The following is a 16697-nucleotide window of genomic DNA, read 5'->3' as shown; positions in this document are numbered from 1 at the left end:
AATTGCTTTCAAATTATTGTATTTTTATCGTGTAATCACACAGCTTTATGGCTGGCGCTTCGTATGTGGAGTCTGTTGTGAATTGCTTTCAAATTATTGTATTTTTATCGTGTAATCACACAGCAAAGAGTTACTTTTACCGATAACAGGCAGTGTTGTGAATTGCTTTCAAATTATTGTATTTTTATCGTGTAATCACACAGCAATCAAACAATTATAAAATTTATCTATTTAGTTGTGAATTGCTTTCAAATTATTGTATTTTTATCGTGTAATCACACAGCAATCCTACATTGATTTTTTCGAAGGCACTAGTTGTGAATTGCTTTCAAATTATTGTATTTTTATCGTGTAATCACACAGCCAGTAGAGAGAGAGGTAATTAAAGAGGTTTGTTGTGAATTGCTTTCAAATTATTGTATTTTTATCGTGTAATCACACAGCGTGTTTTTACGTCTACCAACAACTTAAAGTGTTGTGAATTGCTTTCAAATTATTGTATTTTTATCGTGTAATCACACAGCGACAACGCTTACGCACCTGGAGACTACACAGTTGTGAATTGCTTTCAAATTATTGTATTTTTATCGTGTAATCACACAGCAAAGAAAGAACACAAAGTAGATTAGGCTTAGTTGTGAATTGCTTTCAAATTATTGTATTTTTATCGTGTAATCACACAGCGTTATACGCTGTAACAGCAGCTGTATCTAAGTTGTGAATTGCTTTCAAATTATTGTATTTTTATCGTGTAATCACACAGCCGGGTTTGACAAAGAAAGAGCAGACAAGCTGTTGTGAATTGCTTTCAAATTATTGTATTTTTATCGTGTAATCACACAGCTAGCCTACTTTAACAGCATTCAAGGCTGGAGTTGTGAATTGCTTTCAAATTATTGTATTTTTATCGTGTAATCACACAGCCGAGAATTAAGAACAATTAGCGGACGTATAGTTGTGAATTGCTTTCAAATTATTGTATTTTTATCGTGTAATCACACAGCTATTTGTTTTGTTATATTACTCGACCAATTGTTGTGAATTGCTTTCAAATTATTGTATTTTTATCGTGTAATCACACAGCAGCGTTACAACCTAAAGGGAGCGACATAATGTTGTGAATTGCTTTCAAATTATTGTATTTTTATCGTGTAATCACACAGCTAATGATTGAACCAACAACTGGAGACGTTAGTTGTGAATTGCTTTCAAATTATTGTATTTTTATCGTGTAATCACACAGCACATGGAACGCAAGAGAGTGGAGATGTGTAGTTGTGAATTGCTTTCAAATTATTGTATTTTTATCGTGTAATCACACAGCCCAATGGAATAGATATACATAATGACAATAGTTGTGAATTGCTTTCAAATTATTGTATTTTTATCGTGTAATCACACAGCGGTAGCTACTGAATTAATTAAATTAGGTTCGTTGTGAATTGCTTTCAAATTATTGTATTTTTATCGTGTAATCACACAGCTAGTAGCGTAACCACCTTTGTTAATTGATTGTTGTGAATTGCTTTCAAATTATTGTATTTTTATCGTGTAATCACACAGCACCCTGTATATTGATTATCTATATATATAGGTTGTGAATTGCTTTCAAATTATTGTATTTTTATCGTGTAATCACACAGCTTTTTGAACCTGGAATAAACCGAATTGTTCGTTGTGAATTGCTTTCAAATTATTGTATTTTTATCGTGTAATCACACAGCAATTAAAACGAAAACAATATGAAAGCATTTGTTGTGAATTGCTTTCAAATTATTGTATTTTTATCGTGTAATCACACAGCTCTTTAAGCTCTCTATTTCTTCGCTCTTCTGTTGTGAATTGCTTTCAAATTATTGTATTTTTATCGTGTAATCACACAGCTATATATGCGTCAATTATATATTTAATAATGTTGTGAATTGCTTTCAAATTATTGTATTTTTATCGTGTAATCACACAGCTATATGTGCTTATACCCTCCTAAAGCTCCAGTTGTGAATTGCTTTCAAATTATTGTATTTTTATCGTGTAATCACACAGCAACTTGTTAGTGAAATAAGATTCGTCGATTGTTGTGAATTGCTTTCAAATTATTGTATTTTTATCGTGTAATCACACAGCAGCTCCATCATTTAGGCGATAAAACCACCTGTTGTGAATTGCTTTCAAATTATTGTATTTTTATCGTGTAATCACACAGCACTTTACTATTTGTACGTTTTCTTTGCCTTGTTGTGAATTGCTTTCAAATTATTGTATTTTTATCGTGTAATCACACAGCATAATTCATCATACATATTTTTATTTTCAAGTTGTGAATTGCTTTCAAATTATTGTATTTTTATCGTGTAATCACACAGCGATGGGTATCGGTCAATACTTTAATATTACGTTGTGAATTGCTTTCAAATTATTGTATTTTTATCGTGTAATCACACAGCTAAATATAGGCATTATTCAAGTATATTTATGTTGTGAATTGCTTTCAAATTATTGTATTTTTATCGTGTAATCACACAGCTAATGTTTTTAACTTATCAGTGTTATTAGCGTTGTGAATTGCTTTCAAATTATTGTATTTTTATCGTGTAATCACACAGCTGTAAGATTTCTGTCACCTCTTCTTTACTTGTTGTGAATTGCTTTCAAATTATTGTATTTTTATCGTGTAATCACACAGCACAGTATAGATAGTAGGTGCATCAATAGTAGTTGTGAATTGCTTTCAAATTATTGTATTTTTATCGTGTAATCACACAGCTAGTTTTGCAAGTAATTCAACAACAAAGGCGTTGTGAATTGCTTTCAAATTATTGTATTTTTATCGTGTAATCACACAGCACAATCCTTGACCTTGCAATTTAATCATTGGTTGTGAATTGCTTTCAAATTATTGTATTTTTATCGTGTAATCACACAGCCTTTTAGCAATTGCCGACTTCTCTAATTCTGTTGTGAATTGCTTTCAAATTATTGTATTTTTATCGTGTAATCACACAGCTGACCTTTTGCGTAACGTTTAAACATCTTAGTTGTGAATTGCTTTCAAATTATTGTATTTTTATCGTGTAATCACACAGCATTGTCCTCGTACAGATCCTTATAGTTTTTGTTGTGAATTGCTTTCAAATTATTGTATTTTTATCGTGTAATCACACAGCAAAATAGATATTGCTAAGTCGGCTTGGCAAGTTGTGAATTGCTTTCAAATTATTGTATTTTTATCGTGTAATCACACAGCGTTTGAAGTTAAGTTAATGGACACAGATGTGTTGTGAATTGCTTTCAAATTATTGTATTTTTATCGTGTAATCACACAGCTTGCGTTAAGATAGGCAAAACACATATTCAGTTGTGAATTGCTTTCAAATTATTGTATTTTTATCGTGTAATCACACAGCTCTAATTCCATAATTCTTTTAATGCGTCTTGTTGTGAATTGCTTTCAAATTATTGTATTTTTATCGTGTAATCACACAGCTTTTGAAGCTGTAAATAGAGTACCGACCAGGTTGTGAATTGCTTTCAAATTATTGTATTTTTATCGTGTAATCACACAGCCTTGTAAATGGAGTTAAACCTACAAAAGTTGTTGTGAATTGCTTTCAAATTATTGTATTTTTATCGTGTAATCACACAGCTTGTGGGTAATAATTATGATTTTTTAAACTGTTGTGAATTGCTTTCAAATTATTGTATTTTTATCGTGTAATCACACAGCTGACAATTACGCTCATCGAATATTAAACCAGTTGTGAATTGCTTTCAAATTATTGTATTTTTATCGTGTAATCACACAGCTTTTATCGTTAAGAATATCCGTAAACGTAAGTTGTGAATTGCTTTCAAATTATTGTATTTTTATCGTGTAATCACACAGCCATTTTAACGCCGAGTATAACAAGCGTATAGTTGTGAATTGCTTTCAAATTATTGTATTTTTATCGTGTAATCACACAGCAATGTTTTTTATAATGCTGTCTAACAACTTGTTGTGAATTGCTTTCAAATTATTGTATTTTTATCGTGTAATCACACAGCTTGCAGGGTTTTTTTTTGTTTACGTGGGATGTTGTGAATTGCTTTCAAATTATTGTATTTTTATCGTGTAATCACACAGCGATTTTAAAATTCTAGAAACTATATAATATGTTGTGAATTGCTTTCAAATTATTGTATTTTTATCGTGTAATCACACAGCATATTTTTGATAATAATCAGGGAGATTGTGGTTGTGAATTGCTTTCAAATTATTGTATTTTTATCGTGTAATCACACAGCTACAAACTAATCTCAAAAAACGGACAATATGTTGTGAATTGCTTTCAAATTATTGTATTTTTATCGTGTAATCACACAGCATATTTAGCAGTCGTTAAGATGTAAGATTGGTTGTGAATTGCTTTCAAATTATTGTATTTTTATCGTGTAATCACACAGCTAACATTTCTTTATTGATACAGTATGTTTAGTTGTGAATTGCTTTCAAATTATTGTATTTTTATCGTGTAATCACACAGCTATAGTAGTTGTAAGACCAGAAGAAGGATGGTTGTGAATTGCTTTCAAATTATTGTATTTTTATCGTGTAATCACACAGCCTCGTGAAAAGCGTTGTAAAACAAGGGATTGAGGTAGATTATAGGATGAATAAAAACCAAAAAAACGGCTATAAACTTAATGTTTTATAGCCGTTTTTTGTTTCTATTAGAAGAGTTCTAATTGCTGTGGCATAACGGGAAGCTCTGTTTCTTTTTTAGCAAAAAAGAGTTCCATTTGCCCAAATTGTTTATCTGTAATGCAGAGTATTCCAATTTTTCCCTCTGCTGGAAGTTGTTTTTTTACTCGTTTGATATGTACTTCTGCATTTTCTCTACTGGGACAATGCCTGATATAGATAGAGAATTGGAACATATTAAAACCATCATCTATTAAGTTTTTTCTAAACTTAGAAGCAACACTTCGCTGTCGCTTAGAATCTGTTGGCAAATCAAAAAATACTAATACCCACATAATTCGATATGCATTATAACGGCTAAAACTCATTTGATCATCGGATAGTGAATTACTCTACTTTCTCCTGAAAAGCATTTATACAGTGAACTTGTGGTAATGCTCAGTGCTGTCATTAAAGGTCTGATTAAGCCATTAATGTAAACGTCTTTTGTAGCAATTTTTAATAAATGTGCCTTGGCTTCTTTTGTTATTTCTGCTGGATTAAGCGGATTGCTTATCCATTCTAAAACCAATTCATCTACATAAGGGCGATAGGGCTCCATTAAATCATCTGCTAAACAATACGCATTATACTTATTGCGATGAAAGATTCCTAAAGTAGGGTGGAGGCCACTACACACAATGGCCCTTGCAACCATACTTCTAAGAATGGCGTATCCAAAATTGAGAAAGTTATTGGGCGAATCTCCTTCTCTGGAACGTGTAAAGTCGTCAAAAAGTTGCCCCCAATAATATTGCGCTGCAATGCCTTCCATATTCGTACTATCACCAGACTTAACCTCATTAAGGTATTTTGTCATTGGTTCCTCTACTAAACCTTGTTTGCGAAGTACCTCTTTTTGTTGATATATTTTAGCTTCAACAGTTTGTTTCCAAAGTTGCTTGCGCAAGGGTTCTGATATGTTTATTTGTTGTTTTAAGCGTTCAGAATGCTCAATATGACCACTAATCGGTAACATAAGTCCTACTGGTAAATGAGATTCATCACAACTAATAATGGCAACATTGTGTTGTTGTAAAAATTGAATAACAGGATGTGATATGGTGATTTGAGGATGATCTAATACTAAAAATCCTAAATCTTCAATAGGCACTGTTCCTTTGGTCTCTCCAGAGAGTGCATCGTCAATCTTTAATTGACGATGCGCTAACTTTAAATAGGAGGGACTACCAATGTAGATAGTTCGTTTGAGCATAATGATGCTAATTAGTTAATACTCGCCTATATGTACTATTTCTCCCAAATGATTGGTTCTTACTTTTATTATGTTTATTAAATTCTCAGGAGTCCTTATTGAATAATAAACTTTTTCAGCTAATGTTTTTTTGTTTTTTAAAGTTTCACCATCAATAGCTTTTGTTTCTAAGTGATGAGTAAACATATAGTTTTTTGTAGATATTTTTTGTACTCTAAATAGATGTTTACTTATAACTGCATAGTTTTTCTTATCAAATAAGTCAACTTCTTTGGGATTAAAATCATCTGTTGGAAACAAGAATAATTCATTTTGTTTCATTGTAAACAAAAACTTCCATCCTAAGTGTTGGTTAAGTGTTTTATCTATAATTGGCAACTGTTGATTTACGCGTTCTACTGCTTCAAAAAGAGAAACAACACTTTCTTGTAGTTTACCGTTTTCATCTTCATAGATTGCTACGTGATGGTTGTTTCCTGTACTAATGAAATCAACTGGTATTTCACGACCTTTGTTGTCTAAAATAGGTTGTCCTAAATGGTCTTTTTTAATGTGCAATGGTAAAGCATTTTTAACACCAGATATAGTTACCCTTTTGATTGCAATTCCCTTTTCTTCATTTAACCAAATAGGGTTTTTATCTAAGTCAGAAAATGCTGTTTTAGCATTGTTGTCATAGTCTTTTAACCTTTGTTGTAAAATTCGTTTCACCCCTTCATCAATTACTTTATCAATTTTTAGATCAGGTGAAACTTCTTTACGTATTGTATAATCATCTTCTAACCAGACTAATTTTACTATTTCTGGTACTTTGGTGTCTTTTTCTAAACTAATATAAATAGGTGTCTTGTTTAATGCATTTTTTCCTCCAAATGCTTTTTTAGGATCATTATTGTTTTCCTCTAAGCGCTTTAATAATAAGTTGCGATATGTTGGGTTACTAACTTGTTCAATTATGTCAACAGTAAATTTAGGACCTACCTTTTCTTCTTTGGATACGTATTGGCGTATTTTGCCATAGACTGTTTCTTTGTGTAATTGTCCTCTTGGTGTTAATGTTTGTTGTCCTACTTTTTGTCCACTTATTTTATTGATGTTTTTAGTAACAACTTTATTTTTAGCTTTATGAGAAATTAAGACATTTTCTAAATGGGCTTTTGCAATGTTTCTGAAATTAGGAATAGGTTCGTTAAACACTCTTTTTCTATTACCTAAATTATCTTTTTCAATATGAGTTTCTTTTGTTTCGATAGCAATAATAGTACTATGTTTTTTAGCATTTTCATTTTTTCTCGCATTCAGATTATTTAGGTATTGAATATGATTGTGTTTAGTAAAAGCAACAGTTAAGGCATCCATAGCGTGATGACGGTGGTCATTACGTTTAGTCCAATCAGTTATAACTTCTTTTTTATTACCATCTTTCATTTCAATGAATTCTGTCAGTCCTGCATCTCTATATTTTTGAAGATTAAGTTCTTTCATAACATTGATAAGCCCCCAATCATCACGTAAACGATCAGTAATTTTTCCAGAAGTAGAAACAACAAAACGCGTGATCTCAAATAACATCGACTTTGCTTTTTTAGCAATGTATTGTGTTTCTCGTAAATCTCTTTCAATGAAACCTTCTCCAATTTCATTTTCACGCATTAATAACTTCTTGTGTTTTGCTTTAGAGATACCTTCTGTTTGTCCTAAACTGAATAAATCTGTGACTCTTGTTTCAAATTCATTTGCTTTTTCTTGGCCATATTCCGAAAGAATAAAGTCATAAGCAGTCTGATTTCCTTTCTTAAGGTTTACATTACGACGCACTAATGTTTTATTTGAAAAACTATCATCAAATAATTTAGATTGTGGAATAATGTGCTCTATATCATACTCTTTAGTAAAGATGTCTTGTCTCTTGATATATTCATTTGTATATAAGTCTTTATAACCATTGTTTTTAAGTTCATTATATAATTTGAATCTTATAATATCATTTCGAGTAGGGTTCTTTATGCCATCTTCTTTTTGTAGTATTTTGATAAATTTCTCGTGGTCTGTTTTTCCTTGTGTCATTGATTTTGTTAGTTCTTCACGTTCCTTAGCATTTTTCTTAAGTTCACGTGCTAACTCAATACGGATTTCATCAAATTGAAAATTAGGTTCTTTTCCTTGAGCAACTAATTTCTCATTTTCTCCATCAATTAATGTGTTGATTACATTAATCATTTGATTTAAAATCTTTTCAACAACAGGATTTCTTAAACTATTTTTAGTTAAGATAGTTAAGCGACTTTTTAGTTCTCTCTTTTCATTTTCTTCTTTTGTAAGAGAATGTTTAGAGTGGTTATATCCAGCATATTCACAAGCAGAACTGTAATTGTTTTCTTTGATAAAAGGAAAGATTTTTCTTATAGCTTTTGAAGATAAGCTTCCATAGTCATCTTGAAATAATACATTACCTACACACTTTGCTTGTTCAAGTGTGAAGTTAAATTTCTTTTGTAGTAAATCATATAGTCTATCAAGTCCTGTTGGTGAGTTATCCTCTTCATATGAATACAACAAATGCCATAATTGGTAAGAAGCTTGTTTTTCAAAAGCTTTACCTTCTAAAGTAGCATCAAACTCTAAGATCTCTGTATTGATTCCTAAATGTTTAAAAATAGAGAATATCATTTCTTTGATTTCAGATGCGTTTACATCTAAATCACTTAATTCAATATCGTCTTTGTTCAGTTTTATTTTTAATTCATTGCGGATATCATAACCAGCAATGTCAATAATATCTAAGTAAGCGTTATATAATGCTTTGTTAGTATTGTTTCCTTCTAATTCTGAATAATTTAGCTCCCACTTTTTAGGTTTGTATTCAATTAGTTTAAGAACTTGGGCATTTGATAATTTGCCTTTTAAGTTTAATTCTTCAAATAAATGTTCTTTTTGTTCAGCTGCTAAATTTATTATTTCATTAGTTTCTTTATTTCTTAAAGTAACATTATGTAGTTGTTGCCAAATCTTAAACTCTTGAAATAGAGGAGAAGATTTAGGCGTAACGCGTTGTCCTATTGTTTTTGTTTTACCATTAATAACTTTCTGTTCTTGTTCAAATTCACAGAAACTAATAAGTCCTTTTTGTGACTTTAATTTGCGCTGATAGAAAATTATAGTATCTCTTATTTCCTCTTTTAAAATAGGTGTAAGTTCTTTTGGATAAAATTTAGATTGTGTATCCCATATTTTTTCAAATTCATCTAAGTAATCTTGTCTGTAAAAGACTTGGTTTTTTAGACGCGTATGTGGATTGTCAATTAATTGTTTGTAAAGATATTGTCCTACTGTCCATTGATTAAAGTAAAGTTCCTTACTTCTGTCGCTAATAGCACCTAAATAGCCAGATGAGTTATGTATTTGACCGTTTATTTCGGCAATCACAAAAGCAACGATTTCTTTGTCTAATTGTTTAGTCAAGGCATCAGCGCGCCATTGGTAGCTCTGTAGTCTTTTCTCGTCCCTTGTACCTTTATTATCAGCCGTGTTAAAGCTGTAACTTGTCCAGAATTGAGTAGAAGTTGCTCTAAGACCTTTACCTTTTAGTAATTCTTTAAATACAGGAGTAAATACTTCCGGATAGAATTTTTGTTGAAACGACCAAATTAAGTCAAGTTCTTGGTTTAAGTCGGAACGATAATAATCAGGTAATTTCTTAGTGCCTTGTTTAATTAACTGTAATGATAATTGACCTGGTGTTAGTTGTTCGTGATATAACCTTTTAGCAATTGCCATACCATCAATCAATTGTCCTTCTTCAGTGTTGTTAACTTTACGGCTACTTTTATAACCTCTTTTTTTGTTAATCATTAATAACACGCGAGATAATTCTTCTAAGCTGATTTGTTGCGTAGCTGCTTTATCTCTTAAAAGGAATGTTTCAAAAGTTGATTGATTGCCGTTTTCAGCTAAAAGAGTATTGTCTTTAATCCAATTGTTTTCTTTTAGAATACTGATAAGATGCTCACGTCTAAGTTTATAGCGCTGTAAGTTACGACGAGCAGATCGAGATAAGGTTCTCGTAGCGTTTGTTGTAATAGGCTTCCCTTTTTCAAAGTTTATTTGTTCATCAACAGTAAGTGGGTTTACACGTACGCCTATTTTTTCTATAGTAGATACTTCGTTTTCATTTTCAGCTTCATGAACGTAAGCCCATCCAATAGATGTTGTTCCTAAGTCTAAACCTAATATTTTCTTCATGATTGTTATTTTTTGTCAGTAAAAGGTGTGAATGTTTTATAATATTACGATAAAATATTTGATAATTATATTTTTTAGTATCAATAAATTCACATATATTTGTTTTACAATAATGAAAGCAATTCACAATAAGGATTATTCCGTTGTGAAAACATTTAGTTTGCCTCGACTATAACGGGGCATTTTTTTTATCCTCAATTTAATAGATCAACATAAATAGGCATTGCCTTTAAAACATAAGAGAATCCCCATACTTCACTTGAAGTATGGGGATTTTTTGTAATCTATCAATAGGGTAAACTTTATAAATGTGGGGTTGTAAGATGACTGATATTATACTTGTAGGTTACACATTTAGTGGAGTTTACAATTGATAGACAAACAGCTAACCTTGATTATAGGCGTAATAATTATTTCGCCATTTGTAAAGATATTTTAACATCCCAGTAATTATTTTTCTATATTGTGTTCTCTTTCAGCTTACTAACGATAAGTGTAGAAACAAATTAAACCAAACTAAATTGAGTGAATTATGAAGAGTATCAGAGGAATTATAGTATTAGGGACACTGTGTTGTCTGCCTTTTGGGACTGTTTTTGCTCAAGAAAAAAGGAGTGATATGAAAGAAGAAAAGGTGTTTTATGACGAAGATGACAAGCGATTGTACAAGCGTATTTTGAAGGATGAAAAAGGAAGGGTGGTTGAAGTGGAAGACAATGGTTTTATGATTGATGGTAAGCCTCAAAAGATGTATAAAGGGGTTTATAAAGAGGGTAAACCGTTTGAGGGGTATTTCAAAGAGGGTAGAATACTGTCTGAGATTAACTTGATTAACTATTATGAACAGGGTGAGCGAAAAGCACAGTATTCTTACGATTACTTGGCAAGAGATCAGTTTGCTGCTCCGTTTATGTACGATTTAGAAACGGTGTATGAAGGAGGAAAAGTTAAGAGTGGGCGAGTGTATAAGGAAGTTGAAGAGGGGAATGCTGTGGGAATTGTCAATTATGAAGACTTTGAAGAGAAGAGCCTGTTCATAGATCTGTTTGAGATGCATTATTTTAACCGTATTTCGTTTGAATTAACGGACGATCAACTGTTAATTAAGGATATGAGCGGTGAGAGTTTAATAGTGGTTAAAAAGGCTGGTAATAAGCTTGTGGCTGATTATTTCATCAAGGGGCAACACTTGTTTACGGCTAAACCGTTTATTGAAGTGGTTAAAAAGGGTTCTCCGTTGTCAATGACTGTGTATTACAAAGATGCAAAGGAGGTAGAACAGGAGTTTAGTTTTAAGCGTTTGCCGTTTGATTCAAATATGGATCAGTTTGCTAATCAGTTTTTAACGCCTATATTTTTGCAGTTTCCGGTTGTGTTTGATGGTTCCCTTGGGCAGTTGCTAAGTGCTGTTATAAGCAAGTTTGATGTGATTGCGAAAGACTTAAATGCAATTGAAAGCTTTGCTGATTTACTGCCGTTTAGTGTTTATCCGTTTGATGAAAAAAAGATAGTAGGTGTAGAGGAATACGATGAGAAAGGTCAGCTTGTAAAAGAGTAAATTGCTTTTTATATATAATTCAAAACTCCCTTGTTTAATTTGATTAACAAGGGAGTTTTTCTTTTTGTGCTGTATGTATAAAAATAGTAATCAAATTATGTTTATGATATTTAATTGAGAGGGTGAGTAAAGGAAGGTATATAAATAAAAAACCTCAGAACGAATTCTGAGGTCAATATCTTATTTTATAGTGCTGCTTTATAGCAGAATGTATAAAGGGGCACTTTTGTCTTGCAAATTTACACCATTTTCTGTAAAATACACAAAACCACACTATCTATTTTGTTGAACCAAACGGTTGATGCGCCCCATTAAGAAAATACTGATACAAGACACAATAATCACCATATATGCTACTTTATCGTAATTGATTAACGGACTGGTAGCAGATTCTTGATAGACGATTAATCCGGATATTGTGGCTGCGATACCTCCTGATATTTGTTGTATAGACGAGGAAATACTCATATAAGCCCCTCTGTCTTTAGAGTATGGAATGGCACTGCTCAAAGCTGTTGCGGGTACCATTCGACTCATAATTCCGATCATCATTAAGATATTAGTGGTTACGACTAACCAAAACGGGATTTGAAATAGGTTGGTATACACAACAGATACGGTCATTAACCAAATACTGGCAAGGGTAAACAAGCGGTATTTGTCCATACGGTCACTTAGTTTACCGATGAATGGCATTAAGGCAAGTGAGCTTATCCCTGATATCATAAATAAGATAGGCAACTGGTCTGGGTGTACGCCTAAGTTGTTTACTGCGAATATGGTTCCAAACGGCATTAGCATAAATCCCCCTACTGATAAGAAACAGATTGACAAAAAGCCGATGCGGTAATCTTTGTGTTTTAAGGTATGCCAAAGGTGGGCAACCACTTTCTTGTTTTGTTGTAATTTTAAGTGCTCGGTTACCGGTTTAAAGTAAATAGCAATGGCAAAGGCAATAAGGATAGACAAACCGACAATCATAAAAAACGGCGCTTCCCAATACCATTTGTTGGCAATATACAAGCCAATCGGAATACCTAATACCTGACTTGCTCCAAAGCCCATTTGTACGTAGCCCATAACGCGACCTCTTTGTTGTAAGCTAAACAAATCGGTGATAATAGCCATAGAGATTGAGCCTATTACTCCACCAAATAATCCGGTTACTATACGCGCCAGTACTAACGTAGTGTATGAATTAGCAAGGGCACAAAAAAGGGTTCCTATGATAAACCCAACGTAAAAAAACAGCAGTAGCTTTTTGCGGTCAAATCGGTCTGCAAAGCCCGCCGTTAGTAATCCCGCTATACCCGCACTAAAGGCGTAGGCAGATACGGCAATACTAAAGTCTTTGGTGTTCATATCTAAACTCTTTAACAGCAAATCACCTAAAGGAGCCATTACCATAAAGTCAAGGATTACGGTAAACTGCGTAATGGCAAGTATAAAAATGGCGAATTTCTGATAGCTGGTAAAAGCGTTATTTTGTGGTTCTGTCATATATAATGTATTGGGCATTAATTGAATATATCTTCCTATTTTTTAATGCGTATAAGTCAAATTGAGATTTAGTGTAGAAACAACAGATGTGCCAAAACTACTAAACGAGGGCAAAGATAGTTGTTTATTGATGGGATTGACCTTTGAAAGTGTTAATGCTATACATAATAATTGTGTTTTTTATTCAAGAAAAGTGCCATTTTGATTTTTGGGAAAAATGATTTGATTTTTAGCAGAAGGCTATTTTATGGCAAGTGATAAATATCGAAATGAAATAAAGTGACGGTCTCTAAATTATCCCTCTTTTGTGCTATTTTTTTTGGTTTAAAAGGGGGCTAAAGCACTTTTTTAATACTATTTTAAACTTCTTTTTCTTGCGGGAATACTAATGAATTTGTTTTGTGTTTTTTCTATTAAAAATAAGGTGTGTTACTTTTTTTCTTATTTAGGCTTGTATTTTTAGGTTGTTTTCTAATTTTTTTAGTGGATGTTATGCAATTTTTCAGAAATATAAGAAAATATTTAAGTAATGAAAAAAGAAGATAGAAATCATAAAGTTTTGTGAACCCCTATTTTATGGTAGAATAGTCAAGATTTGTGCTATTTGTGCCTTGAGATACCTCGTAATTTTGTCCTGTTTTAATAACGAAAGTGTGATTATTATTAAGCCTTCAGTTAGACTTAACAGAGGAAAAGGATTAAAACATTCATTAGCTATTGGGCACATTTTAGTAAAGAAAAGTGTAAGTGCCATTTCTGACATTTTATAGCTACTATATATATTCTATTTATTGGACAAAAAATAAGGCTTTTTATGCAAAATATGATTTTGCAATTAAAAAAGGCCTGGATTTTGCGATGAATAGATTGACTCATATTTTATTGTAATTAAAAGACGTATTGAAGTTATGCACGAATTAACAATCGTAAAAGATATTTTTTCAACACTTGAAGAGCATTATCAAGCGAAAAGTGAAGATATCGTCAAAATAGAAATTACAGCGGGTTTATTGTCAAATGTACAGCCTGTTCTTATTCAGAATGCTTTTGATGCTTTTATAGCAGATAACGAAACGTATAAGGATATGGAATTGGATGTAGTAGTACAAGATATCATTGCTCATTGTGATTCCTGCAATAAGGATTTTAAAGTCGAGTTTCACAAGTTCGTATGCCCTTGTGGACAACCTTCGTCAAATATTGTACAAGGAAATGACTTATTTATATCAAAAGTAATATTTAAACAAGCTTAAAAATTAATACTATGGCTAGCAATCCAAAAAGTTTAGGAAACCGCGTAGGTTCACTTCAATGTGATAATACAACTCTTCACTTATTAAAAGCAAATGACTATGTAGCAAATGCTATTCGTGAGAAATTGAAAAATGTATGTGTGATTAATGTTTGTTCTTCTCCTGGATCTGGTAAAACTACTTTGATGCAAGAAACGGGTAAGAGATTAGCCAATGATATAAACATTTCGGTATTAGTGGGAGACCCTGAAACGGATAGAGATGCTGTGCGTATGCAAGAGGTAGGGATTAATGCTTTGCAAATCGTAACAGGTGGTATGTGTCATATTGAAGCACAAATGATTCTTCAAGCGTTAGACCATATCGACTTAAGTGAAACTGACTTGTTGTTTATAGAAAACGTAGGTAACTTATTATGTCCGTCTGCTTTTGACTTAGGAGAGGATTACCGCGTTACTTTATTGGCGACTACTGAAGGGGATGACAAACCTAAAAAATACCCAAGAATGTTCTTAACAAGTGAGTTAATGGTTGTTTCTAAAGCTGACTTATTACCTTATGTACCTTTTACAGTTGAGAACGTTACTAAAGATGCAAGAGAAGTGAATCCTAATATTGAGGTGCTTACAATCAGTACTTTAAAAGGAGATGGAATGGACCAATGGTGTCAATGGTTGAAAGATAAAGTAGCTGAGAAAAAAGCTAAAAATACTGAAGAGTAATTTCTTTATGCAAGAGGTTATTCTAATAGATGAGGTTCTGTCTGCTGAAGTAGGTTGTTCAAATGAAGTTGCTGATGTGTTTGAGATTGAATGGTTTGAAACGCAAAAGCAATTGATTAAAAGACAGACTAAGCAGGGGGTAGAACTTCATCTTACTAAAACAGTGAATAGAGATTGGCAACAGGGAGATTTGCTATGTGCAAATGGGGTTTGCTTGGCTAAAATAGCTGTAAAACCTGCCTTGTGTATTGTCTTCTCTTCTGATGTAGAGCGCGAAGTAGCAGACTTTTGTTACTATATAGGCAACAGGCACTTACCGTTGTTTACCGATGCTGACAAGAAATCGTTTACCGTGCCTTATGACGGGAATTTATACGAGCAATTACTTGCGAAACTAAATGATAAAATCAGCTTACAAGAAAAAACTTTGTTGATGCAAAACGAAGTGAAGAATGTGAGAAAACTAATAAAATTATCTAATGAAAAATAAACAATTTCTATTCTTCGCACTTGTGATGATTAGCGCTGTTTTTACCAATGCGTGTAAGTCTAAAGTAGAAGAGAAAGAGCAAGTGCAACAAACAAGTGTTACTGCGTTAGATTGTAGAGATAAAGAGATTACGCTTGACGCTGTGGCACAACGTATTGTTGTTCTTTATGACCCACTTGTAGATGATATCTATATGTTAGGAGCTCAAGATAAATTAGTGGGTATTCCGCAACAGGTATATCAAAAAGAAGATACGTTTTCTTTCTTGTCTAAACTGGATAAGAGAATTGCCAATAAAGAGATTGCTACACCGAGTTTTGGTGGTGGTTCAAGTAATATAGAGTCAATTATCGGGTTACAGCCTGATTTGGTGATTACGTTTGACAAAGACATTGAAACAGTAGAGCAGTTAGAACAATTGGGAATTAAAGTATATACGGTATCAAGCAAGAGTCAGGAGGTTATTTATAAGGAATTGATAGGAATGGCGACGTTGTTAGGTAAAAAAGAACGTGCTGAAGAGATTGTTACTTATATCAGAGCAGAGGTAGCAAAAATGCAAACAGCTAAGTTCGAAAATCCTAAAACAGCTTATTATGCTTGGTCTAAAGGGCGTGTGTTATCAACTTCAGGAAAGGGTACTTTAATGGATTTGGCAATTAATTTGTCTGGAGCAGTAAATGCTTGTCCTTTAGAAATGGAGGCGCCAAATGTAGGAGCAGAGACTTTGTACAAATGGAATCCTGATATCATTATCCTTTGGGACTCAAGTCAAAATGATGTGTATAGTTTGAAAGAATTAGAAAACTTACCAGCAGTTAAAAACAAACACGTATATGAAATGTACCCAACATTCTATTACGACCCCCACACAGTTAAGTTTTTATTGTTTGCTAAGCAAGTGCGCAACTGGTGTTACAACGAGAAATCGGCAGATGAGCTGAATGTTGAAATACAAGCGGTGTTAAAAGAGCTATATAAAACGAATAATTAGTT

The 16697-nt window shown here is 32.6% G+C and carries 9 protein-coding genes and 1 CRISPR repeat array (1 of these 10 only partly in view); of the genes, 5 read left to right on the top strand and 4 right to left on the bottom strand.

What is annotated here, in order from left to right; genetic code table 11:
- A CRISPR array of direct repeats spans window positions 1-4604; the repeat unit is 50 nt; unit sequence GTTGTGAATTGCTTTCAAATTATTGTATTTTTATCGTGTAATCACACAGC (it extends 3926 nt beyond the left edge of the window).
- A 106-nt stretch (window positions 4605-4710) separates the two neighbouring features.
- From cas2 to cas9, 3 genes are read right to left on the bottom strand one after another with little or no spacing between them, the layout of a single operon-like run.
- The gene (cas2, locus tag BLT46_RS03550) at window positions 4711-5049 is read right to left on the bottom strand and encodes a CRISPR-associated endonuclease Cas2 (RefSeq protein ID WP_090406308.1); all 339 of its coding nucleotides are present in this window, start codon (window positions 5047-5049) and stop codon (window positions 4711-4713) included.
- On the bottom strand, window positions 5046-5936 hold the full coding sequence (gene cas1, locus BLT46_RS03545) for a type II CRISPR-associated endonuclease Cas1 (RefSeq protein ID WP_090406305.1): 891 nt from the start codon (window positions 5934-5936) through the stop codon (window positions 5046-5048). Before cas1 ends, cas2 begins: the two co-directional genes overlap by 4 nt.
- Before the next feature lie 15 nt (window positions 5937-5951).
- Window positions 5952-10178, bottom strand: coding sequence for a type II CRISPR RNA-guided endonuclease Cas9 (cas9, locus tag BLT46_RS03540; protein ID WP_090406302.1), 4227 nt, complete (start codon window positions 10176-10178; stop codon window positions 5952-5954).
- 532 nt (window positions 10179-10710) lie between these two features.
- On the opposite strand from cas9, the gene BLT46_RS03535 reads away from it, so the two are divergent.
- Window positions 10711-11736: a hypothetical protein gene (locus BLT46_RS03535; protein ID WP_143021854.1), complete on the top strand. Its 1026-nt coding sequence runs from the start codon at window positions 10711-10713 to the stop codon at window positions 11734-11736.
- 273 nt (window positions 11737-12009) lie between these two features.
- Here BLT46_RS03535 and BLT46_RS03530 read toward each other — a convergent pair whose 3' ends face one another.
- A complete protein-coding gene (locus BLT46_RS03530) occupies window positions 12010-13236 on the bottom strand; it encodes an MFS transporter (RefSeq protein WP_090406296.1) in 1227 nt (408 codons plus the stop codon).
- Window positions 13237-14144: 908 nt separating this feature from the next.
- Here BLT46_RS03530 and BLT46_RS03520 point away from each other — a divergent pair.
- Genes BLT46_RS03520 through BLT46_RS03505 form a run of 4 tightly spaced genes read left to right on the top strand, consistent with a single transcriptional unit; the run spans window position 14145 to window position 16695 of the window.
- A complete protein-coding gene (locus tag BLT46_RS03520; protein WP_090406290.1) occupies window positions 14145-14489 on the top strand; it encodes a hydrogenase maturation nickel metallochaperone HypA/HybF in 345 nt (114 codons plus the stop codon).
- Between the two features lie 11 nt (window positions 14490-14500).
- A complete protein-coding gene (hypB, locus tag BLT46_RS03515; RefSeq protein WP_090406287.1) occupies window positions 14501-15211 on the top strand; it encodes a hydrogenase nickel incorporation protein HypB in 711 nt (236 codons plus the stop codon).
- A gap of 7 nt (window positions 15212-15218) precedes the next feature.
- Complete coding sequence (locus BLT46_RS03510) at window positions 15219-15701, top strand: UreE family protein (RefSeq protein WP_090406284.1); 483 nt, start codon at window positions 15219-15221, stop codon at window positions 15699-15701.
- Window positions 15691-16695: an ABC transporter substrate-binding protein gene (locus BLT46_RS03505; protein ID WP_090406281.1), complete on the top strand. Its 1005-nt coding sequence runs from the start codon at window positions 15691-15693 to the stop codon at window positions 16693-16695. Before BLT46_RS03510 ends, BLT46_RS03505 begins: the two co-directional genes overlap by 11 nt.
- Window positions 16696-16697 lie beyond the last annotated feature (2 nt).

It is taken from the genome of Myroides phaeus, from assembly GCF_900099675.1.
Classification (GTDB): domain Bacteria; phylum Bacteroidota; class Bacteroidia; order Flavobacteriales; family Flavobacteriaceae; genus Flavobacterium; species Flavobacterium phaeum.
This window is presented reverse-complemented; position numbering and strand designations above follow the sequence as displayed.

What these genes read in the sequence shown, in the direction of transcription:
- cas2 (WP_090406308.1), bottom strand. Translation starts at nt 5,049, where the DNA reads ATGAGTTTTAGCCGTTATAATGCATATCGAATTATGTGGGTATTAGTA.
- cas1 (WP_090406305.1), bottom strand. Translation starts at nt 5,936, where the DNA reads ATGCTCAAACGAACTATCTACATTGGTAGTCCCTCCTATTTAAAGTTA.
- cas9 (WP_090406302.1), bottom strand. Translation starts at nt 10,178, where the DNA reads ATGAAGAAAATATTAGGTTTAGACTTAGGAACAACATCTATTGGATGG.
- BLT46_RS03535 (WP_143021854.1), top strand. Translation starts at nt 10,711, where the DNA reads ATGAAGAGTATCAGAGGAATTATAGTATTAGGGACACTGTGTTGTCTG.
- BLT46_RS03530 (WP_090406296.1), bottom strand. Translation starts at nt 13,236, where the DNA reads ATGACAGAACCACAAAATAACGCTTTTACCAGCTATCAGAAATTCGCC.
- BLT46_RS03520 (WP_090406290.1), top strand. Translation starts at nt 14,145, where the DNA reads ATGCACGAATTAACAATCGTAAAAGATATTTTTTCAACACTTGAAGAG.
- hypB (WP_090406287.1), top strand. Translation starts at nt 14,501, where the DNA reads ATGGCTAGCAATCCAAAAAGTTTAGGAAACCGCGTAGGTTCACTTCAA.
- BLT46_RS03510 (WP_090406284.1), top strand. Translation starts at nt 15,219, where the DNA reads ATGCAAGAGGTTATTCTAATAGATGAGGTTCTGTCTGCTGAAGTAGGT.
- BLT46_RS03505 (WP_090406281.1), top strand. Translation starts at nt 15,691, where the DNA reads ATGAAAAATAAACAATTTCTATTCTTCGCACTTGTGATGATTAGCGCT.